This window comes from Parasedimentitalea marina, assembly GCF_004006175.1.
Classification (GTDB): domain Bacteria; phylum Pseudomonadota; class Alphaproteobacteria; order Rhodobacterales; family Rhodobacteraceae; genus Parasedimentitalea; species Parasedimentitalea marina.
Genome location: NZ_CP033219.1, coordinates 1444542 through 1468756, shown reverse-complemented (window position 1 = coordinate 1468756; position 24215 = coordinate 1444542). Strand labels below are relative to the sequence as shown.

The 24215-nt window shown below is 53.8% G+C and carries 19 protein-coding genes and 1 tRNA gene; 15 read left to right on the top strand and 5 right to left on the bottom strand.

The features are described from left to right. The first annotated feature begins 2 nt into the window (after positions 1–2). The gene (locus tag EBB79_RS07095) at positions 3–569 is read left to right on the top strand and encodes a Swt1 family HEPN domain-containing protein (protein WP_127748252.1); all 567 of its coding nucleotides are present in this window, start codon (positions 3–5) and stop codon (positions 567–569) included. 162 nt (positions 570–731) lie between these two features. Here the strand turns inward: EBB79_RS07095 and EBB79_RS07090 are convergent, their stop codons facing one another. Together EBB79_RS07090 and EBB79_RS07085 are read right to left on the bottom strand one after the other, a co-directional pair. Further along, positions 732–2057, bottom strand: coding sequence for a tyrosine-type recombinase/integrase (locus tag EBB79_RS07090; protein WP_127748251.1), 1326 nt, complete (start codon positions 2055–2057; stop codon positions 732–734). A 90-nt stretch (positions 2058–2147) separates the two neighbouring features. Beyond that, positions 2148–2223, bottom strand: a tRNA-Thr gene (locus EBB79_RS07085). Positions 2224–2397: 174 nt separating this feature from the next. On the opposite strand from EBB79_RS07085, the gene EBB79_RS07080 reads away from it, so the two are divergent. Genes EBB79_RS07080 through modC form a run of 4 tightly spaced genes read left to right on the top strand, consistent with a single transcriptional unit; the run spans position 2398 to position 5835 of the window. Further along, a complete protein-coding gene (locus tag EBB79_RS07080; RefSeq protein WP_127748250.1) occupies positions 2398–3273 on the top strand; it encodes a hypothetical protein in 876 nt (291 codons plus the stop codon). Positions 3274–3320: 47 nt separating this feature from the next. Then, positions 3321–4055 (top strand): molybdate ABC transporter substrate-binding protein, encoded by a 735-nt coding sequence (gene modA, locus EBB79_RS07075; protein ID WP_238705017.1) that lies wholly within the window; start codon positions 3321–3323, stop codon positions 4053–4055. Continuing rightward, positions 4052–4750 carry a molybdate ABC transporter permease subunit gene (gene modB, locus EBB79_RS07070; RefSeq protein ID WP_127748248.1) on the top strand — a complete coding sequence of 233 codons (699 nt, stop codon included), beginning with the start codon at positions 4052–4054 and terminating at the stop codon, positions 4748–4750. Before modA ends, modB begins: the two co-directional genes overlap by 4 nt. Next, positions 4747–5835 carry a molybdenum ABC transporter ATP-binding protein gene (gene modC / locus EBB79_RS07065; RefSeq protein WP_127748247.1) on the top strand — a complete coding sequence of 363 codons (1089 nt, stop codon included), beginning with the start codon at positions 4747–4749 and terminating at the stop codon, positions 5833–5835. The genes modB and modC overlap by 4 nt, the downstream gene beginning before the upstream one ends. Positions 5836–5883: 48 nt before the next feature. Here the strand turns inward: modC and EBB79_RS07060 are convergent, their stop codons facing one another. Continuing rightward, positions 5884–6282, bottom strand: coding sequence for a hypothetical protein (locus EBB79_RS07060; RefSeq protein WP_127748246.1), 399 nt, complete (start codon positions 6280–6282; stop codon positions 5884–5886). 226 nt (positions 6283–6508) lie between these two features. Here EBB79_RS07060 and EBB79_RS07055 point away from each other — a divergent pair, with 226 nt between their 5' ends. Together EBB79_RS07055 and EBB79_RS07050 are read left to right on the top strand one after the other, a co-directional pair. Next, positions 6509–7498, top strand: a complete 990-nt coding sequence (locus tag EBB79_RS07055) for a hypothetical protein (protein WP_127748245.1) — start codon at positions 6509–6511, stop codon at positions 7496–7498. 171 nt (positions 7499–7669) lie between these two features. Continuing rightward, complete coding sequence (locus EBB79_RS07050) at positions 7670–8962, top strand: O-acetylhomoserine aminocarboxypropyltransferase/cysteine synthase family protein (protein WP_127748244.1); 1293 nt, start codon at positions 7670–7672, stop codon at positions 8960–8962. Between the two features lie 50 nt (positions 8963–9012). On the opposite strand, the gene EBB79_RS07045 is transcribed toward EBB79_RS07050, so the two are convergent. Continuing rightward, positions 9013–9732 (bottom strand): SIMPL domain-containing protein, encoded by a 720-nt coding sequence (locus EBB79_RS07045; RefSeq protein WP_127748243.1) that lies wholly within the window; start codon positions 9730–9732, stop codon positions 9013–9015. A gap of 171 nt (positions 9733–9903) precedes the next feature. Between EBB79_RS07045 and EBB79_RS07040 the strand changes: the two genes are divergently transcribed. The 6 genes from EBB79_RS07040 to EBB79_RS07015 all read left to right on the top strand — a co-directional run bounded on the left by EBB79_RS07040 (position 9904) and on the right by EBB79_RS07015 (position 20611). Then, positions 9904–12453, top strand: coding sequence for a hypothetical protein (locus EBB79_RS07040; RefSeq protein ID WP_127748242.1), 2550 nt, complete (start codon positions 9904–9906; stop codon positions 12451–12453). A gap of 332 nt (positions 12454–12785) precedes the next feature. Further along, positions 12786–13241, top strand: a complete 456-nt coding sequence (locus EBB79_RS07035) for an Lrp/AsnC family transcriptional regulator (protein ID WP_127748241.1) — start codon at positions 12786–12788, stop codon at positions 13239–13241. Between the two features lie 76 nt (positions 13242–13317). Further along, positions 13318–14538: a PAS domain-containing protein gene (locus tag EBB79_RS07030; protein ID WP_127750919.1), complete on the top strand. Its 1221-nt coding sequence runs from the start codon at positions 13318–13320 to the stop codon at positions 14536–14538. 351 nt (positions 14539–14889) lie between these two features. Further along, entirely contained in the window at positions 14890–16947 is a 2058-nt protein-coding gene (locus EBB79_RS07025) for a multiheme c-type cytochrome (RefSeq protein WP_127748240.1), read from the top strand. A gap of 244 nt (positions 16948–17191) precedes the next feature. Beyond that, positions 17192–18778, top strand: coding sequence for an arylsulfatase (locus EBB79_RS07020; protein WP_127748239.1), 1587 nt, complete (start codon positions 17192–17194; stop codon positions 18776–18778). A 141-nt stretch (positions 18779–18919) separates the two neighbouring features. After that, positions 18920–20611: an alkaline phosphatase family protein gene (locus EBB79_RS07015; RefSeq protein WP_127748238.1), complete on the top strand. Its 1692-nt coding sequence runs from the start codon at positions 18920–18922 to the stop codon at positions 20609–20611. Positions 20612–21179: 568 nt separating this feature from the next. Here EBB79_RS07015 and EBB79_RS07010 read toward each other — a convergent pair. Further along, the gene (locus EBB79_RS07010) at positions 21180–21872 is read right to left on the bottom strand and encodes a GntR family transcriptional regulator (protein ID WP_127748237.1); all 693 of its coding nucleotides are present in this window, start codon (positions 21870–21872) and stop codon (positions 21180–21182) included. Between the two features lie 135 nt (positions 21873–22007). Here EBB79_RS07010 and EBB79_RS07005 point away from each other — a divergent pair, with 135 nt between their 5' ends. Both EBB79_RS07005 and EBB79_RS07000 read left to right on the top strand, forming a co-directional pair. Continuing rightward, positions 22008–23165, top strand: a complete 1158-nt coding sequence (locus tag EBB79_RS07005; protein WP_127748236.1) for a M24 family metallopeptidase — start codon at positions 22008–22010, stop codon at positions 23163–23165. Between the two features lie 2 nt (positions 23166–23167). Next, positions 23168–23962, top strand: coding sequence for a carbon-nitrogen hydrolase family protein (locus EBB79_RS07000; RefSeq protein WP_127748235.1), 795 nt, complete (start codon positions 23168–23170; stop codon positions 23960–23962). Positions 23963–24215 lie beyond the last annotated feature (253 nt).

Sequence of the window (24215 nt, the reverse complement as noted above, 5' to 3'; positions counted from 1 at the left end):
TCATGGCTTTTGGCATGAGTGGTCAGCAGGTGGTCAGCGACCTTCGCAAAGTCGAAATGGATACGGGCCACGAACTCGGTTTGTCGGCGACTAAAGAGAACTCTCGGAAAGTCACTGAGTATCAGCAATTCGAGGCAGACCTTCGAATGCAAGCGGCTCGAATGTCCGAAATTTATGAAGTCTTCTTTTGTCTGGAGAACTCAATACGTCGATTGGTTCGAGATGCAATGGTCGAAATCGAAGGGCCTAATTGGTGGGGCAGCGTCAGGGTCGATGAAAACCGGATTAGAAAGGAGGCCGAGCAAAGGCGTCAAAAGGAAATCGACAGCGGTATTACCCCTCGTTCTGAGGACATGATTGATTACACAACCTTTGGTGAACTGTCGCAATTGATAACGGACAATTGGGATGTGTTCGATGCCATCTTCGTTTCTAAGCGGGCGGTTAGCAACGTGACGAACCAATTGAACCTGCTTCGTGGTCCCATAGCACACTGCAATGACACCGATGACTTGGAACAAGAGCGCCTAAACTTGGCGGTCAGGTCGTGGTTCAAGATTATGTCGTAAGTAACTAGTAATCACCTTTACTGCGCTGTCAAATTAGGGATACCTTCGGGGATACATGCAAGACTGGCGCTTCTATTTCTTGTGTCTTTCCAACAGGATAGACAGTGACAGAAATTCTCCAGCACACCTACCGCCGGAGCCAAACGACCGCGACGAAATGGTCTATAGCCCAGCCCTCTCGGCCCACTTTGCAAACTCGATCAGTCGCGCCTTAGGAGACCCATAGGTGCTCTCAGCAATGGCCGTTGACGAATGCCCTAGAAAGCCATGACGGACCTCCACAGGTGCCCCTATGTCTCTTAGTTTGTCCGATACCCGGTGTCTCAGGCCGTGCACTGTGAACCGCTTGTCTTTGGTCTCGGCGCGAACCGCTTTCATCAATACGGCAGAGGCCGCATCTGCGCCCCTATCACGAGCGTAACGAGGGAAGATAGGCTGGCCAGACTGACCACCTTCAATGGCCTTCTGAGCGGCTACCAGAGAGGGTCCTGTAAGCGGCACAGAGCGGTTGCTTGAAGTAGTCTTGAGGTCACGAATGAAGTTGGGACGAACAAGGATGTGAGGTGTTCCAGCGTCGAGCACTAGATCGTCATGAGCAAGACCCACGACTTCACCAAGGCGCATGCCAGTGCCCTTGAGCAACTGCCAAATTACCGGAAGCTCTTCTGTGTGCCCAGCATTGAGCCGCCCTTCAATCCTTTCGATTAGGTCGTCCGGCAGCGGTAGTTTTTTGTTCACCTTGGGGCCTGTGTCCTTGGGCCAAGGCAGACCGATGAACGGATTCTTGGCTTCTATGTCGCCTTCACGCATCGCATGGTTGACCATAGCCGCAACGATCTTGCTTTCCTTTGTGCAGGTGGCGACAGACAAGGGCTGGCCATCCGACTTGGTCGAACTAAGCATCAGGTCCATGTAGCGCCTGCCATGATCTCTTCGCAGATCTTCGATGGTCATTCTATCGAGCGGCCCCAAGGCTTCTTCAAGGCGACGAGTAATTCGGTCAAGACGAACGACCTCTTTATCTGGCATCCACTTGTCCTGAGCATACATGTTCTTGGCGTCCTGCAGTGTCAGTTTGGGAGCCTCAGCATCAGGGTTCACCAGCGCCTTCACCAACAAGGGGTCCGTATTGGGCTGCTCAGAGAAGCCCTTATCGATTTCCCTAGCGGCAAACACTGGGTCACCCTCTAGGCCAGAGGTCTTAGCTGTTAAGCCCTCTCGCTTCAGCAACGCTTCATGCCACCTCTCAATGGGAAACCGAGTATCCTTGCCATCTAATTTTCGACGGGTCTCTGAGACCAATCGGTCGAACCCCTGCATGATAACGTGATACTCGTGGTGGAATGAGAGGCCCTCTCGATTTCGCATGTGAACTTGCAGTGCTGTTTCACCAAGAGATTCGGCAACGTCTTTCGGGAATCGTCTTCTAAACCTCAGAACACCATTTGGCCGTTGGTCCACGTGTTTGATTTTGGTGCACAGGGCCATTTTGTGTCCTCGATGTGTGTCGCCGCGTGTGTCGTGATAGACACGAGAACGCCTTACAAACAAGGAAACATAGGGTTTTATGATAAGAAATGGTGCCCCCACACGGACTCGAACCGCGGACCTACTGATTACAAATCAGTTGCTCTACCAGCTGAGCTATAGGGGCACTTGAGGAGGGATTAGCGGCTCTTCTGGGGGGGCGCAAGTGACAAAATCGCGTCGTGGCACTCTAGATACGTTTTTTTTCAAAACCGCCCTTCACGGTCGAGAAATTTGACCTGACGAGCCGCCCGCATTAATTGATACAGGTCGAGGATATCACTAAGGACCAAACTGTCAGATGCAGGTTATCGTGCACACGGGCGCTCATGCCACCGAAGAAGACCGCCTGCTGAAAAGCCTGCTGCGCAACAAGGAAGATTTTTCCAAAAACGGTGTGGCCGTGCCGGGCCCTGGTAAGTATCGCAGCCTTCTAAAGGACTGTTTTGCTGCACTAAAAGCGGGCGAACCGGCCTCAAATTCACGAGACGTGTTATGGGATGCTATTCTTGATGAAGAAAACGCCGACCGTGTAGTGTTGTCAAATCCGCATTTCTTTGGCTCTCAACGCAGCGCTCTTGAGGGTGATCTGCTGTACCCAGAGGCCGTTCAGCGCATGCAGTATTTGCAACAGCTTTTTCCCTATGACCAGATCGAGATTTTCATGGGCCTGCGAAACCCAGCCGGTTTTCTGCCCGCTTTGCTGGAGAAGGCGTCCCCGCAACGCGTGCGCGATGTCCGAAAGCAAACAAACCCACGTCACCTCCGTTGGTCGGAAATGATGGAGCGGCTGCGGCAAGCGGTACCTGATATTGCAATCACCGTATGGTGTTATGAAGATATGCCAATGATCTGGGGGCAGATCCTGCGCGACATGGCCGGGATTGAACCACATGAAAGACTAGAGGGTGAGCTCGACCTGTTAGCCACTATTTTATCCGACGAAGGCATAACACGTTTACGCACTTATCTGGCCGCGCATGGCGACCTGAGCGAAATACAAAAGCGCCGCGTTTATGCTGCTTTCTTGGACAAGTTTGCCCTAGAGGACGCGCTGGAGGAAGAATTGGATCTGGCAGGCTGGACAGACGAGTTAGTGGAGGATTTGACCGAGATTTATGATCAGGACATGTACCATCTTCAGCGTATTCCAGGCGTTACGCTGATTGCGCCCTGATCGGAATGGTAACGCTGCCCTGCCCTTTTCGTCGCCTCCGTTTAGCTTTGGCTATATTTGCAGCGCTGTTCCCTGTGTCCTTGGCTGCCGAAGAGGTCACACTGTTTGCTGCTGCCAGTTTGAAAACTGCCCTGGATGAGCTGGCAGATGTGTACCCGGGTGACACTTTGCATATTGCATATGGTGGCAGCTCATCAATGACGCGACAGATCCTTCAGGGCGCGCCTGCGCAGTTGTTTATCTCGGCTAATCAGACCTGGATGGATCTGCTGGAACGGGACGGAATACTGGCGCAAGACAGTCGCATTGATCTGCTGGGCAATCGTCTGGCGTTGATTGCAGCCCCCAATAACACTGCCCAAGTGACACCGACCCCAGCGTTTGATCTGGCCACGTCTCTCAGCGACGGTGTATTAGCCATGGCACTGGTAAAGGCTGTGCCGGCCGGGATTTATGGTCGTGAGGCACTGGTCACGCTGGGTGTTTGGGACAGCGTCGAGGGGAACGTCGCACAGGCAGACAATGTGCGCGCAGCGCTGCGACTGGTGGCCACGGGCGAGGCCCCCTTGGGTATTGTGTACGCCACCGACCTTGGCGCCGCGCCAGACGTTCAACTACTTGGTCTGTTTCCCGCCGACAGCCACACACCCATTCGCTATCCGATGGCACTGATTGACCCGGTTTCCCCTGACGCGCGCGCCGTATATGAGTTTCTAACCAGCGATACCGCCTGGGCCGTCTTTGAAAAAAATGGGTTTATCCGCCCCGCGGTACAACCATGAGCGATTGGCTGGGTCCAGAAGAGTGGTGGGCGCTGGGGCTGTCGCTAAAGGTTGCGTTTTGGGCCACATTGTTAAGCCTGCCCTTCGCGCTGCTGGTGTCACATGCACTGGCGCGCTGGCAGTTTCCGGGCAAGCAACTATTGAATGCTTTGGTGCATTTGCCCCTGTTCCTTCCGCCTGTAGTAACAGGGTATCTTTTGCTGATCACATTTGGTCGTCGGGCACCGATTGGCGCATGGCTGGAGCAGACTTTTGGGCTTGTGCTGGCTTTTCGCTGGACTGGCGCTGTGCTGGCTGCTGCTATCATGGGGTTTCCGCTGATGGTCCGTGCCATCAGGATGGCCATCGAGGCCGTAGACCCCAATCTGGAGGAAACAGCGGCCACATTGGGGGCCTCGCGGTTTTGGGTTTTTGCCACCGTCACCCTGCCCCTGGTTCTACCGGGCTTGATCGCGGGGGCAGTGCTGGGCTTCGCCAAAGCGATGGGTGAGTTTGGCGCGACCATTACCTTTGTGTCCAATATTCCCGGCCAGACCCAGACGTTGCCCTCGGCGATCTACGGGTTCTTGCAGGTGCCCGATGGAGAGACCGATGCGCTGAAATTGGTCGCTGTTTCGATTGCAGTTGCCATGGCTGCATTGATTGCATCTGAACTGCTGGCGCGGCGCGCGGCAAAACGGGTGAGCGGCCGATGAGCCTGTCTGTCGACATCAACCACAGTTTCGGCGATCTGGCCGTTCAGGTGAATTTTCAGGCCCCAAGCGGCATCACGGCACTGTTTGGCAAGTCCGGATCCGGTAAGACATCTGTCATCAACGCAGTTGCAGGCCTGCTGAAGCCCAAGGCAGGTCGCATAACCTCGCAGTCTGAAGTTCTGTTCGACAGTAGGGCCGGAATTAACGTGCCCGTGCACCGTCGTCGTCTGGGCTATGTCTTCCAGGATTCCCGCCTGTTTCCGCATCTTTCGGTACTGGGAAACCTGAATTACGGCAAACGCTTTGCGCCCAAGGGCAGCTCTGGCCCCTCTCTGGAGGAGGTCACCGAGTTGCTTGGCATTGCGCACCTGTTAAACCGCCGTCCCGGTGCTTTGTCCGGTGGTGAAAAGCAACGTGTCGCGATAGGTCGCGCATTGCTGTCACACCCACGCATGCTATTGATGGACGAGCCGCTTGCCGCACTCGATTCAGCCCGCAAAGATGAGATTCTTCCGTTTCTTGAACGGCTACGCGACTCTACCGGCCTGCCGATCCTCTATGTCAGCCACTCGGTCGCCGAGGTGGCACGACTGGCAACAACTATGGTGGTTCTGGAACACGGAAAAGTGGCGCAGGCGGGCACAACTGAGCAGGTATTCTCGGATCCCGCGATGGTGCGCCAACTGGGTCTGCGTGAGGCTGGATCTGTGCTGTCTGCTGATGTTACACAACATCATTCCGACGGGTTGACGGAATTATCAGTGACCGGTGGGCGTCTGTTTTTACCGCAGATCAGCCTGCCACCCCGGGCCAAAACCCGGGTGCGTATCCTAGCCCAGGATGTGATTTTGTCGCGAGATATACCGGTTGGGTTGTCAGCTTTGAATATCCTGTCGGGCACGGTGACCGAAATTCGTGCAGGCGGAGGCCCGGGTGTCGTGGTACAACTGCGCTGCGGCAGCGATTTCCTGCTGGCACGGATCACCCAGCGGTCAGCAAATGCGCTGCGGCTTGCACCGGGTGTTGCCTGCCATGCCGTAATAAAATCCGTTTCAGTGGCGCGCCACGACGTTGGTCACACCTGAACCATAACGTCAGGAGCCCACACAGATCTTGCCGCTATCAGCGCCAGCCTAGTTCTTCGGCTGCCCCATTCGGTCGAATGTCACCTGCTCTTTTGTCAGATCATCGTAAGTTATCTGAACCTCAATCTGATTGATCGATCCAAGATCAAAACTGCGGTACGGCAGGCCATCGGCATCTGTAATTCCATTGGGTGCGCCTTGATCCAAATGACACTCGGGCAGTGGCCAAACCTCGGGCGCGGCGCCATTGATGCCCAGTTTCAACTCCACCAATCCGCAGCGCCAAGCCCACAGGTGGGTGACATACAGCAGATCCTGGCCATCAAATTCCCGGACAGAAATCCAATTGCCCTTGGTCATTCCCAAAATGGGTTTCACCTCAACTGCGGTGGTAAACTGCCCTGTTGGCACTTGCGGCTCAGCGATCAGGGTCGTTTCAGGCGCCATGGGCACGGTGACGCTCCCTGTTGAAGTCCCCCCGCTTGCCGACATAACTCCTGAAGCCACGACTGCCATAAAAAGATCGAACATTTCTAAAACTCCAATACCGGCTACTATACTCAAGAAAATCGTCCTGTAACACGATTGTAGACTTTTGGACTGCAGCTGCCACACCTATAGTCAAGTTAACAGGTGACTGAGACCCCTGGCAGGGATGGTAGATGAGGGCGGCATGGGAAATAAATCCTTTAACGTGATGGTTGTCGGTCAATCAGGGCGCCTGCAATATGAGGCACTGCTGTTTGCCGCATCCCTGCGCCACTGCGCACCCGATTTCGACGGCCGCCTGTTTGTTGCCGTCCCGCAACCCGGGCCAAACTGGAAAAATGATCCCAGCATTCGCGATGAGGCTGTTCTAACGGCGCTTGCGCAGCTAGGCGCTGAAATCCTGCCGTTTGAGAATTCTGTATTCGGGCAAGACTACCCCTATGGCAACAAGATCGAGGCCCTTAAGGAGATGCCAGAGGGCGAGCCCTTTGTGTTCTTTGACACCGACACATTGATCACCGGGGATCTGATGTCGGTGCCTTTTGATTTCTCCCGCCCCTCAGCCTCGATGCGTCGCGAAGGGACATGGCCGAAACCAACGCTCTATGGTCCCGGGTATACAGAAATCTGGCGCGCTCTATATACGCGGTTTGGGCTGGATTTTGACAGCAGCATGGATTTAGGCCAACCAGATGAATACTGGCAGCGATATCTATATTTCAATGCTGGTTTTTTCTACGGTGCCTGCCCGCGGGCCTTTGGTAAGCGCTTTTTGGTCTACGCGCAGTCAGTGCGCAACGATCTGCCGCCCGAGTTGATCGGGCAGACGCTGGATCCCTGGCTGGATCAGGTTGTCTTACCGCTGGTCATACATTCCTTTGGCGGAGGCCGTGAGACCCTGCCCGAGGGTTATCTGGATGGAGATGTCAGTTGTCATTATCGGGTCCTGCCGCTGCTTTATGCCCGCGAGAGCGACCGGGTGGTCGATGTTTTGACTGAAATCAGCGCGCCAAACAAGATCAAGAAAGTGTTGAAAGGGTCAGAGCCGATGAAACGTATGGTCTATCAAAAGCGCGGCGAAAAAGTGCGGGCCATGTTTGATCGTGCCAATCTGCCCAAGCGGGAACAGGCCATTCGCAATCAGATCAAAAAGGCCGGATTTTGGATGCGTTGAGAGGATGGAAATGGGGCGCTGCCCCAAACCCCGGGATATTTCCAGCCAGATGAAGCTGAGGATCCAAGTGATTTACGGCCATGTCCTGACAATTATCGCGCTTGCGTTAAGCGGGGTAATCGGGTGTTTTATGGCCAAACAAAAAAATGCATACTTCAGGGAGACAGAACGATGACAGACGGACCCACTTTCGGATTTGACACTTTGCAGATTCACGCCGGCGCCAAACCCGACCCGGCCACTGGCGCGCGTCAGACGCCAATTTACCAGACCACAGGCTATGTCTTTCGTGATGCGGACCACGCCGCTGCCTTGTTCAATCTGCAAGAGGTCGGGTTCATCTATTCGCGCCTGACCAATCCGACAGTGGCTGTATTGCAGGAACGCATCGCCACATTGGAAGGTGGAGTCGGGGCGGTTTGCTGTTCTTCGGGGCATGCGGCGCAAATCATGGCTCTGTTTCCACTGATGCAGCCCGGTTGCAATGTCGTGGCTTCGACCCGACTGTATGGCGGTACAGTCACCCAGTTGAGCCAAACCATCAAGCGCTTTGGCTGGAACGCCAAATTTGTTGATACAGACGATCTGGAGGCTGTCGCGGCCGCGATCGATGACAACACCCGCGCTGTTTTTTGTGAATCCATTGCCAATCCGGGTGGCTATGTCACCGACATCCGCGCGCTGGCTGACGTATCGGACGCGGCTGGCATTCCTCTGATTGTCGACAACACCTCGGCGACACCCTATCTGTGCAACCCTATCAAACAGGGTGCGACACTGGTTGTGCATTCGACCACGAAATACCTGACGGGCAACGGCACCGTCACTGGCGGCTGTATTGTTGACTCGGGAACGTTTGACTGGTCGGCCAACGACAAGTTCCCATCGCTGAGTGCGCCGGAGCCTGCCTATCACGGGCTGACGTTCCACGAAACATTTGGTGGATTGGCGTTCACGTTTCACGGTATCGCCATCGGGTTGCGCGATCTGGGCATGACCATGAACCCACAGGCTGCACATTACACATTAATGGGGATCGAGACCCTGTCGTTGCGGATGCAGCGCCATGTTGAAAACGCTGAAACCGTTGCTGCCTGGTTGGAAAATGACGACCGGGTGGATTATGTCACCTACGCCGGCTTACCGTCCTCGCCATATTATGATCGGGCCAAAGCCTGTTATCCTAAAGGCGCTGGCGGGCTGTTCACCTTTGCGGTCAAAGGCGGCTATGATGCCTGTGTGGAACTGGTCAGCACGCTGGAACTGTTCAGCCACGTCGCTAACCTTGGCGATACCCGATCACTGATCATCCATTCGGCCTCGACCACCCATCGGCAATTGTCACTTGAACAACAAGAGGCAGCAGGGGCTGGTCCCAATGTGGTACGCTTGTCCATTGGCATTGAGGACAGCAAAGACCTGATCGCAGATCTAGATCAGGCTTTGACCAAAGCCTGCAGCTAATTTCAGCAATCACCCAGACAGGAAAGATCGGGCAAAACGCCCGGTCTTTATTAATCAGTTGTCACAGGGGCTGAAATTTCAAACACCATGGACACTGTATGCGAAAAACTTAGCTGTCCCGCCTCGATGGGGATCGCTGTACTGCGCGCCATTTCCATTGGCATGGGACGGCCACCGCCGCCGCCGGTATCTGTAATCGACAACACCGGCCCCAAAGTAACCCCTGCCGCTGTGGCCAATTGCTCAGCTTTGCGTATGGCATCCTTGACCGCTGCGCCGCGGATTTGATCTCGGACCGCTGCCGTATCGGCGACCCCAAATTGCAGGCCCCGAAATTCATTTGCTCCGGCCTGCAGCACCTGATCCAAAATCTCGCCTAAGTCATCCAGATCTCGAACCCGTATCTGCACAGTGTTTCTGGCCGTGAAGCTGGCAATTTTGCGGTCATTGCCGCTGCTCAGTGATCCGGATTGCCGTCGGTTGGGCGACACTGATATCTGCTGGGTCTGAATATCGCCGGGATCGATCCCCGCAACATGCAACCTATCGATCACCGCGACCATTGATTTTGACACAACCCGCATTGCGTCACCAGCCTGATCCGCCTCGTTGACGACGCCCAATGCAATCAAAGCTTGTGAAGGTGGGACTTCGATATGGGCCTCGCCGGAGACGGCGATCTGTCGCAGTGGTGATATATCAGCCGACCATCCAACCCCGCCTGACAACACCAAAAGCACGGCTGAAACAAGGAAACGATTACTTTTCATGCCAAAACTCTCCCTAAAAGGAAATAAATGGCGGCAGTGGACGAGACTTACAAGGTGGATCGTGAGTGTTTTACTTTTCCTCGGCGCTCTCATGTTCTAGAGTTAGAGCGCAAGCCGACATGGTTGCAACACTCTCGTGGGCACAAACGATTTGGATGGTCAGACCACATCATGAAACCAGGCTTTGCGCTATCGCTGTCTCCGGATGGCATTTCCCTATTGCACCGGGCCGCCGGAGGATGGCGGCTGGTCGGTGATGTGGCACTGGACACGGCCGATTTGGTTGCGGCACTGGCAGACCTGCGGGAAAAAGCTAAACAGTTAAGTTCTGGCCCGATATTCAGCAAACTGATCGTTCCAAACGACCAAATTCGATATCTGACGCTGGAAACTGGACTTGTCGACAACGGCGTTCGGATGGATTTGGCGCGCGCTGCACTGGATGGAGCCACCCCCTACCCCGTTGATGAGCTGGCATTTGACCTTTCAGAAGACGGCGTTTTGACCCATGTGGCAGCCGTTGCCATTGAAACTCTCGAAGAGGCGGAATCCTTTGCCGTCAACCATGGTTTTGGTCCTACCAGTTTTGTTGCAGCCCCCGGCGAAGAAGCCTTTCTGGGTGAACCTTTCTTTGGCACTGCACGCGCCATCCGGGGCACGGATGTAGATCCTGATGGCATCGCCGTGATCAACATTGGCCCAGCCAATGTTCCAAAAACCCCTTCTCAGCCGGAACCATCTCTACCAGCTGACGACCAACCAGACGAGCCCAGTCAAAGTAGTTCTAAACAGGTGGAAGAGCCAAACCAGGCTGATCAGATTACCCTCACTGACCCACTCCCTGTTCCCAGTTTCAGCAGCCGTCGCCACAAACCAACAAATGGTGCTCCGGTCCTTCAGGGGGCCAGCCGGGAGACGGCGGCGGCGGACAAGTCGAGCTCAACTCAACAGGTGCCCTTGCTGCAACCGGGCGATGCGGATCATCGCCTCCCGGATGCAGCCCCCCTTCTGGCACATGCTTCTGTTTCTGATGCACAGGTTCTGCCAGGCCTGGAAATCGAGCGATCCGCAACTTCCCAAACATCGGTTTCTGGCCCTTCGGTCCCAAGCACGGATCAGGTTCCGCCCCCAGAAACACCGGTAACCCCGCCCGAAAATACTGCATTCGCAAGTCGCCGACAAACAGGCCCGTCCAAGGCGGCACCAGCTAAAGCTGCTCGTGGCACAAGCCAGTCATCGGGCGCAGGCAAAACAGCAGCGTCTGGCAAAGTAAAAAACGATCCCTTTGCAATGCGGGAGCCGCAGAATATTGGCGGCAAGCCCCGTTTCCTGGGACCTGTATTGATTGCCGCCTTAATATTATTCATGGCTGCGATCGCCGCTTGGGCTGTTTATTCAAATCCCACTTGGATATCGTTTGGCAAGGAGAATACCACTGATGACCCTGCCGGGACGCCGGTGCCAATCGAAGACACCGTTCCGGTGCAACCGCTAGACGTCAACCCGGTTTTACCAGCCCCTTCTGCGGTGACCAACCCAGACCCACTGACGGAGATTATTGAACCTCAGGTTAGTGCTCTGCCGGAGAACCTGACAGATCGGCCAGTCACTCCAACTGAAGAGGCCAGCCAACCGCCTGCATTGACGGGCACTGACATTGCCGTGTTAGATGCCCTACAGGAGTCCCCGCGTACTGATTTAGATGTCGAAGCTATATCTGATGGTGTGGAAAACACCGCAGCTATTTCGCCGTCAGACCTGTCTCAGGCCGCACAATATGCCGCTGTTGGTATTTGGCAAAATGCCCCTGAAGTACCGGAATTACCTGCAATTATCGGCCTTCAGAACCTTTACGTTGCATCCATTGACAACACAGACCTTTCGCAGGACGCAGTTGCGCTGCCAAGTTTGGGCAGCTTGACCACCGACACCGAACTGAACTCGGTTATATCTCCAGCCGCCGCGGGAAGTGCATTCGATCTGGACGAACGCGGCTTGGTACGGGCCACTCCTGAAGGGACCTTAAATCCCGACGGTGTAATGGTTTTCCTAGGCCGCCCCAACCTAGTGCCGCCGCCAACACCCGACCGCCCCGATCTTGCTGCCGAAGCTCAGGTCAGCGAACAACAAGCGGTGCTGGCGCGACTACGGCCGCGGGCGCGTCCTGACGATCTGGTGGAGCGAGCAGAACGTGCCCAGCTTGGCGGCCTCAGCCTGGCTGAACTGGGTCAAAAACGGCCGCGGGCACGTCCCGCCACCGCCCGACCTGAAAACGAAAACAGCCTGCCCACCACAGATCAAGCGATTGCGACATCAACTGTGCCCAGGTCCCGGCCGGCAAATTTTGCCAATCTTGTGGACCGGGCCCGGCGAAACTCTAATAATAATACCCCTGCCTCAGCCGCGGCCTCCGTTGCTGGAATTCTCAATCAACCCGCGTCCATTGCCCCCGCGACAGTGACACCTTCGATCCCAACCTCTGCCTCAGTCGCGCGGCAGGCTACGATGGAAAACTCGATCAATCTGAGGAAAGTCAATCTGATCGGCGTCTATGGAACACCTTCAAACCGCCGCGCACTGGTTCGCTTGTCCTCGGGCCGTTATAAGAAAGTTAAGGTGGGCGACAAGATTGATGGTGGTCAAGTGGTGGCGATCGGTGATGCCGAATTGCGCTACCAAAGAGGCGGGCGTAACGTGACTTTAAAAATGCCAAACGGCTAAACATTGGCACAGGTGGGCTAAGGCGGTCGTCGCCTGATCCAGTCATCGGTATCAAATAAGTTTCGTACACCACGCTCAATCGTTTTAAAGAGCGCCTTGAAACATCATTCGCCAAAACCAAGTTTGACGCAGGATCTCCAGATCTGATTTCTGTGCCTTTCCAGCTGCTTCCCGCTGTCCTCATGCTCCGCAATTGATCATCGCACCAATTGGCAGACACCCCGAACAGCACACTGCGCCCATTGGCTTGAATTGCTCAGATATCTGCATACACTCCTAAAATTCCGCGCAGAAATCCCGGATTTTTAAAGATATATGACAAAGGTACGCATATGCTGGACGCCACAGACACGAAACTCCTTGCCGCGTTACAGGCTGACGCCCATTTGACAGCCCAGCAACTGGGTGAATTGCTGAATCTTTCTCCCAGTCAGGCCGGACGGCGCCGTCAACGATTGGAAAGCGAGGGGTACATTCAAGGCTATTTTGCCCGCCTCAATGCTACAAAAATCGGACTATTGGTGCAGGGATTTGTGCAAGTCCATCTTAGCAGTCATGGACCGGAACAATCCTCCAGTTTTGCAAGTCTGATCAGCACCCGCCCTGAAATTACGTCAGCGTGGACGATGACCGGAGATGCAGATTACCTGCTACGGGTTTACTGTGCAGACTTGCCCGAGTTGAACACTTTGTTGCACGAAGTTCTGCTTCCGCATCCAGCTGTGGCACGGGTCCAAAGTCAGATCGTAATGGACCAGTTAAAACGTGATGCAGCACTCCCAACATAGGCAAGAATTAACAGTTTTGGAACGAGTTACCCTTAAAGGTTTTCACAAGCAACTTAACTTGTATGGGATCGAACTATTGTCTTTTCATGATCGTCGCAAAGAAAGCCGCCCAACATCCGGAGAGGCCCCGTTCAGTTTAGACGAAGTATTCTTTTCTCGCACTGATGATCGTGGAATTATTCGCGCTTTCAACCATGTATTCCAACGCGTTGCCAATTTTCAGCCCGATGAAATGTTGGGTAAACCGCATAATATCATTCGCCATCCCGATATGCCACGCGGCGTATTCCAAGTCTTTTGGGATACCCTGCAAGCCGGTGAATTCATGGGCGCTTATGTTAAGAACAAAGCATCAGATGGGCTACATTACTGGGTCTATGCAGTTATTGTTCCCTGCGAAGATGGTTACTTGTCCGCTCGCATCAAGCCATCCAGCCCCTTGTTCTCCACAATCATCACTGAATATGAAACACTATTGGCCGCTGAAAAAAATGATGCGTTAAGCCCCGAGGCAAGCGCCAAACTTTTGTTGGAGCAGTTAAAGGCACTCGGCTTTGACGATTATCACAGTTTCGCGGCCCATGCGCTGACTGAAGAGCTGATTGCACGAGACGTTGGATTGAAACGTATCGAAGATCCAAAAATCAAAGACTTCAGGTTCATGCTTCAAAACTCTGAAAACCTGACCCAAGAAACAGAAGCTCTGGTTCATGAGTTTGAGGCCATGAGAACCATCCCGCATAATTTGCGCGTTATTGCGTCCCGTATCGAACCGGCCGGTGGGCCAGTGACGGTTCTGTCGCAGAATTATGGCACAATGTCGCGCGCAATGTCGGACTGGTTTGCGACACATGTTTTGGGTGAAGAAAGCAATTTTGCCTCGATTAAAAGCGCCGTGAACAACAGCATGTTTATCGAGTGCATGGCTCGTATTTTGGATGAATGCGACGCTCAACTGAAAGCTGAAGAACATTCCGTAGACGGGATTGTTCTAGACCAGGAGCGCAAAATTCTTGCCAAACTTGTAGCCGAACAACGTGATCGCACACGCGCTGGTTTGGCGAATGTCAATTTTGAGGCTGACCGTATTCTGAATGCCTGCAAAGTCATGCACCGCCACTTCCTTGGGCTTAGCTCAACAAGAGTTTTGTGCAAAATCGAAAGTGCCCGCCTCCCAACTGAGGGTGAGGCTCTGACGGCGATCATCGATCAACTGGGTGTCTTCCAGGGCAGAATCTCGGCGCAATTGGATCGTATTGTAACGCTAAGCACAGAAATTCAAGCAGCAGAGTTCTAGTCGTTTATCCCCACATAAAATTCGGGTGGCCACGGTACTAAACACGGGCACCTGAAAATATTCATTAAAGGTCTTGATCGATTGGGTACCCCTTTTGATCGAGACCCGTTTCTGAACGGCGAGAGCAATCTGATCTACCGATGCTCGCAGCATGCTCCATGAAGTATGATGAAGAATTCCTAGCCCCACATCTTGGCCAAAAACACTACCCTTCCAGGCCATCCTGCCCTTAACCGGTCAGGACCTTCATGAATTGATGTTGTATTGAACGCCGGTTCCCCGTTAAATCTGAAACACACGTATGGCGCGATATTTGTACAGCACGCTGATAAAGCGAAAGTGAGATCAGCAATGGCACAGAGCATACCCCGGTATTTGAACCAACAGGTTGCGCTACTGAGCCTAAAACTGGCTGCTTTCGCAGCCTTGTTATTTCTCGCCTTAACTGCCCAAGCCAAGGGAGAGCAACCTGCAGCCCCCAAATATGTTGGCTCCCAAACTTGCGGTTCTTGTCATGCTGACGCAGTCACGGACTGGAAGGGCTCGCATCACGCATTGGCTTGGACCAAACCTTCTGATGATACGGTTGTAGGTGCTTTCGACGGGCGCACCTTCCTTCATCAGGGAAATACCACCCGGTTTCTGAATGAAAATGGCCAGTATGTGATTGATACTGAAGATGCCAGAGGCGGCAGGCAAAGGTTTGAAGTTGTTGGTGTTGCTGGAATTGAACCGCTGCAACAGTATATTATCGAGACAGCGCCCGGACGCATGCTATCCTTTGATGTGGTTTGGGACGTCGAAGGAATCCGCTGGATCCATCTCTATCCTGATCAAGATCTTAGCCCAGACGACGGGCTGCATTGGAGCGGACCCTACAAAAACTGGAATGCACGTTGCGCCGAATGTCACGCAACCGGATTTGAAAAGAACTTCAATCCCAAGACGGATTTATATCAAAGCCGTCAAGTCGAAACCGGTGTCGGATGCGAGGCTTGCCACGGACCTGGCCAAGCACATGTGAGCTGGGCGGAAACAGATCAACAGCTGGATCTGACCGAATGGCCGGGTGTTAACAACGTAGGACTGGTAATCAACCTGCACCCCAGTGACACAGCTGAAACTGAACTGCGCGGGTTTCTTGCGGGCACGCAGCAACGGATCAGCCGGTTGAGCGATACAGAGGTTGAGATTCAGCAATGTGCCGGGTGTCACTCTCGTCGTGAACCGTTTGAGGATGGAAATCCGCTCCCCGGTACGCCGTTTCACGATGCATACCGTCTAAGCAATCTGCGCGATGGGCTGTATCACTCAGACGGGCAGATTGAAGACGAAGTCTATGTTTATGGATCATTTCTGCAGTCAAAAATGTATGCAAATGGCGTCACTTGCACCAATTGCCACAATCCCCATACCGCCGAGCTGAAACTGGAAGGAAATGCGTTGTGCGGGCAATGTCATTCGCCCGCTGGCAATCCGGATTTTCCGACACTCTCGTTAAAAGACTACGACGATCCCACCCATACCTTCCATGTCCAAGGTAGCACAGGTGGGGAGTGTAGAAACTGCCACATGATTGAACGTACCTACATGGGCGTTGATGGCCGCCGCGACCATTCCTTCCGCATCCCACGGCCCGATCTAAGCCTGCAAACACAGTCACCGAATGCGTGCAATGACTGCCATACTGACAGGACACCTCGCTGGGCGGCGGATACTATTGCTGAATGGTATCCAAACAGCCCCAAACGAGGCGCGCATTTTTCGCAGGTTTTTTCTGCAGGTCGCACTGATTTACGAGGTCAGAGCGAGGCATTGATTGGCTTGGCCGAATATGATCAATTGCCTGCCATTGTTCGCGCAACCGCATTGGACATGCTTCTCCCACTGGCCAACCCAGCGATGGCCATGCGATTGGAACCACTTCTGTCCAGCCCCGAGCCATTGATCCGAGTCGCAGCGATTTCCATCCAGCGTGGGGCACCTGAAACCGAACGGTCCGCGCGGATTGTTGGATTGTTAGATGACCCGGCTAAGGCCGTCCGCATCGCTGCGGCACGTGGGTTTCTAGGTATGCAGATAGCTTATATGCCTGATCGGATGAACCAGAACCTGAATACTGCAATGGGTGAATGGCAGAAATCATTGTCTGCCAAGGCAGATTTTCCCGAGGCGCAGCTGGTACTCGCAGGCATCGGCCTTACAACCCGACGGATGGATGTCGCGTTAAGCGCCTTTGGCGAGGCGGTAGAAATGGATCCGCAATTGACACAAGCTTGGATCATGATGGTGCGTATTCATTCGGCCCTGGGAGATAGGCAATCGGCAATCGAAACGGTAAATGCCGCGCTCGACAAAAATCCCGAAGACGTGCAACTGAACCTGTTACGGGCAGATATCGGCGGATAACCTGCCGGTATTAGCACCATCAAATAATTCCCTAGACCGTTAGGCTTTGGAATGGCTATGCTGAGTACAATGGTTGGGGTTAGCCAAGAGTTCCCGGCAAAAACATGCAATTTCTACTGCCCGTTCAACTGTGGATATGAAAATCCGCCTCATTGAACTGTGATCCATTTATTCTAACGACCAACTGTTTCCCGCACCTTTTGTGTTGGTAATGCGTGAAAACTCAATTTTTTTGGAGTTACAAATGATCAAAGACATTCGTGATAAAGGCACAGGCCTGTTACTAAGTTTAGGTGCCCTGACCGCTGTGGCGGCCTTGGCGGCGGCCCCCGCACTGGCCCAGGATAAGCCTAATATTCTGGTCATCTGGGGTGACGACATCGGCCAGTCCAATATTTCGGCCTACACTATGGGGCTGATGGGATACCGGACTCCCAGTATCGACAGAATTGCTGCAGAAGGCATGATCTTTACTGATTATTATGGTGAGCAGTCCTGCACTGCTGGCCGCTCGTCGTATATTATGGGTCAGAGTGTGTTCCGCACCGGTCTGTCCAAGGTCGGCCTTCCCGGCGCAAAAGAGGGCATGAGAGTTGAAGATCCAACCATTGCGGGCCTGCTTAAGGCCGAAGGATATGTGACCGGCCAATTTGGCAAAAATCACCTTGGTGATCTCGACGAGATGCTGCCGTCTAATCACGGATTTGATGAATTCTTTGGCAATCTGTACCATTTGAATGCCGAAGAAGAGCCCGAGAACGAGGACTATCCTACTGATGTGGTTCTGGCCGACGGACGCACCTTCCTCGAAGCCTTTGGGCCACGCGGCGTTATCCGCTCCTCGGCTGATGGCACAGTCGAAGACACCGGCCCGCTGACCAAGAAACGCATGGAAACCGTCGATGACGAAACCGTCGCTGCGGCACTGGATTTCATGCAGCGCGCTGTAGACCAGGAAAAACCGTTTTATGTTTGGTGGAACGGCACACGGATGCACTTCCGTACCCATGTCAAAGACGAACTGCGCGGCATTTCCGGGCAGGATGAATATTCAGACGGCATGGTAGAGCACGACATGCACGTGGGCCAGTTGCTGGACAAAGTGGACGAGCTGGGCATCGCCGATAATACCATCGTACATTACTCCACCGACAACGGTGTCCATATGAACACCTGGCCCGATGCTGGCATGACACCGTTCTTTGGTGAGAAAAACACCAACTGGGAAGGGGGTTGGCGGGTGCCTTCGATGGTACGTTGGCCCGGTCAGATTGAGGCCGGTTCGGTTAGCAACGAGATCATGCACCATATGGATTGGCTGCCGACCTTTCTGGCTGCTGCGGGCAACCCTGACATTAAGGCCCAACTGATAGAAGGTGGTGTTCAAGCTATTGGGCGGGAGTACAAAGTTCACCTGGACGGCTATAACTTCCTGCCAGTGCTGACTGGCGAACAGGAAGAGGGGCCGCGCAAAGAGGTCTTCTACTTCTCGGACGATGGTGATCTGACAGCGCTGCGCTATGAAGACTGGAAAATGATTTTCCTGGAGCAGAAAGCCTACACCACTTTGCGTGCCTGGGTAGAGCCCTGGACCGAATTGCGAGTTCCACTGATCTTCAATCTGCGCCGCGACCCATATGAGCGCTCATATCGGACGTCCAATACATATTGGGATTGGGTGATTGATCGCGTCTTTCTTCTGGTGCCAGCGCAGGCCTATGTTGCTCAGTTCCTTGCCACGTTTGAGGAATTCCCACCGCGCCAAAAAGCCGCGTCTTTCTCGTTGGCACAGGTGATGGAGAAAATGACCTCAAATCTGGGCAGCCAGTAAACAAAGGGTCCTTGAATGCAGGGCAATCACGGCGCCGAGGGGAAACCAACGGCACCGTGATGTTATCCGGCTTGGAGGTCAATCAGGCCCGTTCCACTGGCCTGCGTCGATTTTATTCCAGACATGATTAAGGGATTTTCCATGCAACTGCATTTTGTAATTTCCTGCGCGGCGCTTATTGGGGCCACTTTGTCGACGGCGTCAGCGCAAACCACCTCCTCGCAACCACGCCTGGTGTTGCAGATCACCATAGACCAACTGCGCGCCGATCTTATTGGCCGGTACTCTAAAGGGTTCGGTGACGGCGGTTTCAATTACCTGCTCCGCAATGGTGCAGTGTATAAAAGTGCACACCACCGTCACGCCAATACCGAAACCATTGTTGGCCACACCACGCTGGCAACCGGCACTGATCCGGCAATTCATGGCATGGTGGCCAATCTTTGGTATGACCGCAAAAATGGTCGGCAATATTATAATGTTCAGGATGAAGAGTTTCCGTTGCTGGGGGCTGAAGGCATCAGCAAAGACGACGAGATCGATCCCACTCAGCGGGCAGCCACAACGGACGGACGGTCGCCTCGGGCTATTCTGACCTCTACAGTTTCGGACGAAGTCGCCGCATATTTTGGCCCTGACGCTAAGGTGTTTGGCGTATCGGTCAAAGATCGCGGTGCCATATCTTTGGCTGGTCACGCGGGAACCGCATATTGGTTTTCCAAGTCCGAAGGCCGCTTTGTCACCAGCACCTATTATATGGATAACTACCCTGATTGGGTCGCTGCATGGCAGGACAAGGGGCTGGTGGCCGCATATGCCAACACACAATGGACCTTGTCGCAGCCAGAAGAAAATTACGATTTTGACGATCGTGATGACCAACCCTGGGAAACGGACCTGCCCGGATGGGGCACAGTTTTCCCGCATAATTATGGCCCGGAAGATAATCCCTATTTCACCACGTTCCTGACGCTCAGCCCGGCTGGGGATGCCCTGACCGTGGATTTTGTCAAAACACTGATTGACGTTGAACAGGTCGGTGCTGATGGGATCACCGACTACCTATCCGTCAGCCTGTCCTCGACGGATTATGTCGGGCATGTATTTGGTCCCTCCAGCTTGGAAGCCGAGGACAACCTCAAACAGGTAGATCAGCAATTGGCCGAACTGCTCTTCTTTGTTGATGCCCGGGTTGGGTTGCGGAACACATTGGTTATTCTATCGGCTGACCATGGTGGCGCGGACAATCCAGGTTACCTTGAAACACTAGGGATCGAGGCGCAGCTGTTCAATTTTGACAGTCTTGATACAGCTCCGGGTGGCCAACGCTTGCAAGATGCATTTGGAGCTGGGCGCGAACTGGTCCAGAACTTCTCGGCCCCCTATGTCTATCTCAATCAGGACTTGATTGCCGAACTGGGCTTGGACGCAGGCGTGGTTGAGACCGCCGTGGCACAAGAGCTTCAGAAATTGCCGGGGATTGCCTATGCCGTCTCCAGCTCTGCCCTTAGAAGTGGCCAGATTGCGGATACTTCAATCAGCCAATCGGTGCTCCGCAACTTTCACCCGGATCGATCTGGCGACATCTATGTGGTGTTTGAACCGCATTGGTTCATTGGCGATTTGGATGGATTAAGCGTGGCGGCAGCCCATGGGTCACCGTGGAGCTATGACACCCATGTTCCGCTGATTTTCGCGGGGCCGGGCATCAAGGCCCAAACTGTGATACGCCGGGTTGAAACCGTCGACATTGCGCCAACTATCACCACCTATCTTGGCACCAAGCTGCCGTCCGGAGCAACCGGCGGCCCACTGCCAGAAGTGTTTGACTAACCAGTATGGTACTCTTGGGCCCTTGGCCTAGTGGCCTGCCCTGGTTCATCTGCTCAGTCAAATGACCCTGTCAAGGATCGAAGGCAGGACCGGATCATTTGAATATCTTCGCTTTATTCGCCCGGCCTGGTTGATGCTGATCCCCGTCTAGCCGGACTTTGGTGTTGGGTCCGCTATCACGCAGGGCACCGGCCCCATGTTCAAGTCGCTGCAATTTCCCCGCAATTGCAAAATGCACTGCAGGTCGGCGGCACTGTGCAGCACCGACTGCAACCCATCGATGGGGCTCATTTGGGTGCGGGTTTGTTGGCCCTCGCTGTTTCTGGCCCCACATGGACGCGTGAGCCAAACCTATTATTGGCCAACTCCGCGCCACTTGTTGTGGCGCCAAAAAGTGACCGACAGCGTGCCAAACACTGATCTGACGCCCTAGCGACTGGATCGTGCCCGGTTTTAACTGCAAGACCTGATCATACAGCGTGCAGCACCGGTAGATCCACACCAGTTACCGCTGGACCTCTCCTCTAACATGGCCCCCATGCGTGTGAAATTTCCTCATTATGGCGCTTTACGGTCCGTCGACTTCCGGCTTAGAAAGATGCGCTTTGATACGACGGTAGCCATATCCAATATATGTCCGCTGGATAAACCCAATGGCAGCGGTATCGTTATATTCCAGGGCCGTCACCGTATCGCGCAACTCTTGCACCAGTGCTTGGGCCGCCTCAGGGCCCACCAGATTGCTGACGCGATACCAAGTGCTTGCGGCTTGGTAATAGGTTTGCCACCAAAACGACCGGAGCGCACTATTGCCGATCAGGCTGGCAATCAATTGGTGAAGACGGTGGTTGAGTTCAACATAGTGTCGTGGGTGAAAGCTGTTGCAAAGTTTGACCGCCTCTTCGTGCAATGCACGGGCAGTTGCAAGGTCATCTGTTGTGATGGCACGCGGTGAAGCGGTCCCGATCAACTCTGCCAATTCCAAACGCATCTCGTAGACATGGTGGATCGTTTCAGCGGACAAAGCCACGACAACGGTTCCAACCCCGTTTCTGGTTTCCACCAATCCCAAGTGGCTAATCCGGTTGATTGCGTCGCGGACTGGCGTTCTGCTGACCCCAAACTCAACGGCAAGATCTGCTTCTTTCAACTGGTCACCGGGACGATACTCCAAAAAACAAATGCGCTGCAGAAGTTCGACTTGAATGGATTCCGCCGGACCCTTTCTGCCTGTCTTCAAACTGGTTTCTTCAATCATCATATTTTTCTTTTCCAACTTGATGCATACACCTTGCCTACATTTCTCCAAAGTACAGGCAAATTATGAGAATTGACACCCCAGCTGTACACAGCTAGTCGTTTTTCAATTGGCACCTCATCCTAAGGGAGACAAACAATGCTCGAAGAATCCAAAACCCGTACCATTGCCCTACAACAACGTATGAGAGACCTGGGCATTCACTGCGCCGTATTCACTGATGAAAGTTCTATGGCCTATCTAGCGGGATTCTGGGGATATCTCGGGATTGAATTTGGTAGACCCTCAATGGTGGTGGTCAAAGCAGAGGAGGCTCCCATTGTCATCACCCCACTGATGGAATCTGAAATGGTCGGGGAGATGACGTGGATCAAAGATATCAGGGTTTGGGAAGACTTCGGCGATCGGACTTGGGGTGCCGCCCTCGCAGATGCGTTGAGCGAAAAGCCTTCGGAAATTTGGGTAGAGCGTAATACAATCCCCGCTATTGTGCGCAACCACTTGGACGATACCTATGTCGGTGTGCCGATCAGGGATATCTCACCAGTCTTGGGTGCGCTGCGCGTGATCAAATCTCCGTTCGAGATTGCAGTCATGAAAGAAGCTGGGATCATCGCTGGGGCCATGATGGCGGCAGCACACGACAGCCTGCGAGTTGGAGTGCACGAGTACGAAAGCGCACTGGCGGTGATTGAGGCAGGCTCTCGCAAAGCAGCGACCTTTCTAACGGACAAAGGCTGGGATAGATTTATCTCTCCCATGATCCACAATTTACAAATCTTACAAAGCGGCAAGGACATTTCTATGGTTCATCGCCGCGCCTCGGTCCGGCGATACGAGACTGCCGACCCAGTCTATTTTTGTTTCTGCAACATGGCACAATTTAAGCAATACAAGCTGGGTTTTGACCGGATGTTCCATGTGGGAGAGGTTAAAGACGAAGCGGCCCGCGTTCAGGAAGCTGCGATTGCAGCGCAACAAGCCGCGATTGCCACCATCCGCCCCGGCGTGCTGGCACAAGACGTGGCAGCCGCTGCCAATGCCGTCTATGCCGAGCGCGGATACCAGACTGGTTACCGCACGGGGCGCTCTATCGGTGTGGCGTATCTTGAGGCACCTGAGCTCAAGGCCGGAGACACAACAGTCCTGCAAGCCGGCATGACTTTTGCAGTGGATGGCGGCATTTCAATTGACGGTGTGACGGCCGGCCGGATCGGCGACTCGATTGTTGTGACTGAAACTGGGTATGACTACATTACCGATTACCCACGCTCACTGCTCATTACGGAAGCCTAGACATGAGTGCTGCATTCAGACTTGCGATAGGTCAAACCCCGGCAGAACTGGCCAGGCCGCAGGATCGTCTCAACTGGCTCCGTGACGTATTGCCGGAAGTCGTGGAACAGCAAGCCGACCTGTTGCTACTGCCAGAATTGTTTGCAACGGGTTACAATATCGGCGACCAGATTGTCAGCCGCGCAGAGCTTAGTGACGGGCCCATGGCACAAGCGATTGCTGCCCTTGCCAGGGCAAATGGCGTGGCAATTCATTATGGCTATGCTGAAAGAAGCGGTGCCGATACATACAACGCTGCACAGTGTTTCGGACCAGATGGCATACGGCTGGGCGGACATCGCAAACTGGTTATTCCGCCTGGGTTTGAGGCTGATCATTTTACCTGCGGCCAGGCCTGCGAGCTGTTCACTTATCGTGGTCTGCGGATCGCGACCTTAATTTGTTATGATGCAGAGTTCCCTGAAACCACCCGCCATGTCGCTATGTTAGGCGCAGAGTTAATCCTGGTGCCCACAGCCCTTGGCGATCAGTGGGGCTGGGTTGCGCAGCGTATGATCCCAAGCCGTGCGTATGAAAATGGCGTTTTTCTGGCTTATGCAAACAGCGCAGGAGAGGAAAACGGTCTGCGTTTTTTGGGGCAAAGCTTCATCGCCACCCCCGATGGACAAGAACTTGCGCGAGCAAGTGCTGAACCAGGTATTATTTTTGGAGAGATACAGCGCGCGAGGGTCGTCGCTGCGCAAAGCCGACTGCCATACCTACGAGATGTAAAAACGCTTGGCGCGGGTATTTTTTGATTTTGTCACAGGCTACTTTGTCAGCATTCCGGCCATGCGGCCAATCGTTGCGAAGGTCCGTGAGATCAACCTAACATGATACTCAGTCCAAATAACTGAACTTGAGGCTCTTCCTAACCAAAAATGGGGCGGGCGATGAGCAAGGCAACACCTCGCACAGGTTACTTCAAGCGCATCCTTGGATTTGATATCAAATAACGGGACACTCGCTTCATCCTTATAAAACGTCTCTCTTACACTTTGAACCACCGGG

Excerpts from the sequence above, each read along its gene's own strand:
- EBB79_RS07095 (WP_127748252.1), top strand. The coding sequence starts at position 3 with ATGGCTTTTGGCATGAGTGGTCAGCAGGTGGTCAGCGACCTTCGCAAA.
- EBB79_RS07090 (WP_127748251.1), bottom strand. The coding sequence starts at position 2,057 with ATGGCCCTGTGCACCAAAATCAAACACGTGGACCAACGGCCAAATGGT.
- EBB79_RS07080 (WP_127748250.1), top strand. The coding sequence starts at position 2,398 with ATGCAGGTTATCGTGCACACGGGCGCTCATGCCACCGAAGAAGACCGC.
- modB (WP_127748248.1), top strand. The coding sequence starts at position 4,052 with ATGAGCGATTGGCTGGGTCCAGAAGAGTGGTGGGCGCTGGGGCTGTCG.
- modC (WP_127748247.1), top strand. The coding sequence starts at position 4,747 with ATGAGCCTGTCTGTCGACATCAACCACAGTTTCGGCGATCTGGCCGTT.
- EBB79_RS07060 (WP_127748246.1), bottom strand. The coding sequence starts at position 6,282 with ATGGCGCCTGAAACGACCCTGATCGCTGAGCCGCAAGTGCCAACAGGG.
- EBB79_RS07055 (WP_127748245.1), top strand. The coding sequence starts at position 6,509 with ATGGGAAATAAATCCTTTAACGTGATGGTTGTCGGTCAATCAGGGCGC.
- EBB79_RS07050 (WP_127748244.1), top strand. The coding sequence starts at position 7,670 with ATGACAGACGGACCCACTTTCGGATTTGACACTTTGCAGATTCACGCC.
- EBB79_RS07045 (WP_127748243.1), bottom strand. The coding sequence starts at position 9,732 with ATGAAAAGTAATCGTTTCCTTGTTTCAGCCGTGCTTTTGGTGTTGTCA.
- EBB79_RS07040 (WP_127748242.1), top strand. The coding sequence starts at position 9,904 with ATGAAACCAGGCTTTGCGCTATCGCTGTCTCCGGATGGCATTTCCCTA.
- EBB79_RS07035 (WP_127748241.1), top strand. The coding sequence starts at position 12,786 with ATGCTGGACGCCACAGACACGAAACTCCTTGCCGCGTTACAGGCTGAC.
- EBB79_RS07025 (WP_127748240.1), top strand. The coding sequence starts at position 14,890 with ATGGCACAGAGCATACCCCGGTATTTGAACCAACAGGTTGCGCTACTG.
- EBB79_RS07020 (WP_127748239.1), top strand. The coding sequence starts at position 17,192 with ATGATCAAAGACATTCGTGATAAAGGCACAGGCCTGTTACTAAGTTTA.
- EBB79_RS07015 (WP_127748238.1), top strand. The coding sequence starts at position 18,920 with ATGCAACTGCATTTTGTAATTTCCTGCGCGGCGCTTATTGGGGCCACT.
- EBB79_RS07010 (WP_127748237.1), bottom strand. The coding sequence starts at position 21,872 with ATGATGATTGAAGAAACCAGTTTGAAGACAGGCAGAAAGGGTCCGGCG.
- EBB79_RS07005 (WP_127748236.1), top strand. The coding sequence starts at position 22,008 with ATGCTCGAAGAATCCAAAACCCGTACCATTGCCCTACAACAACGTATG.
- EBB79_RS07000 (WP_127748235.1), top strand. The coding sequence starts at position 23,168 with ATGAGTGCTGCATTCAGACTTGCGATAGGTCAAACCCCGGCAGAACTG.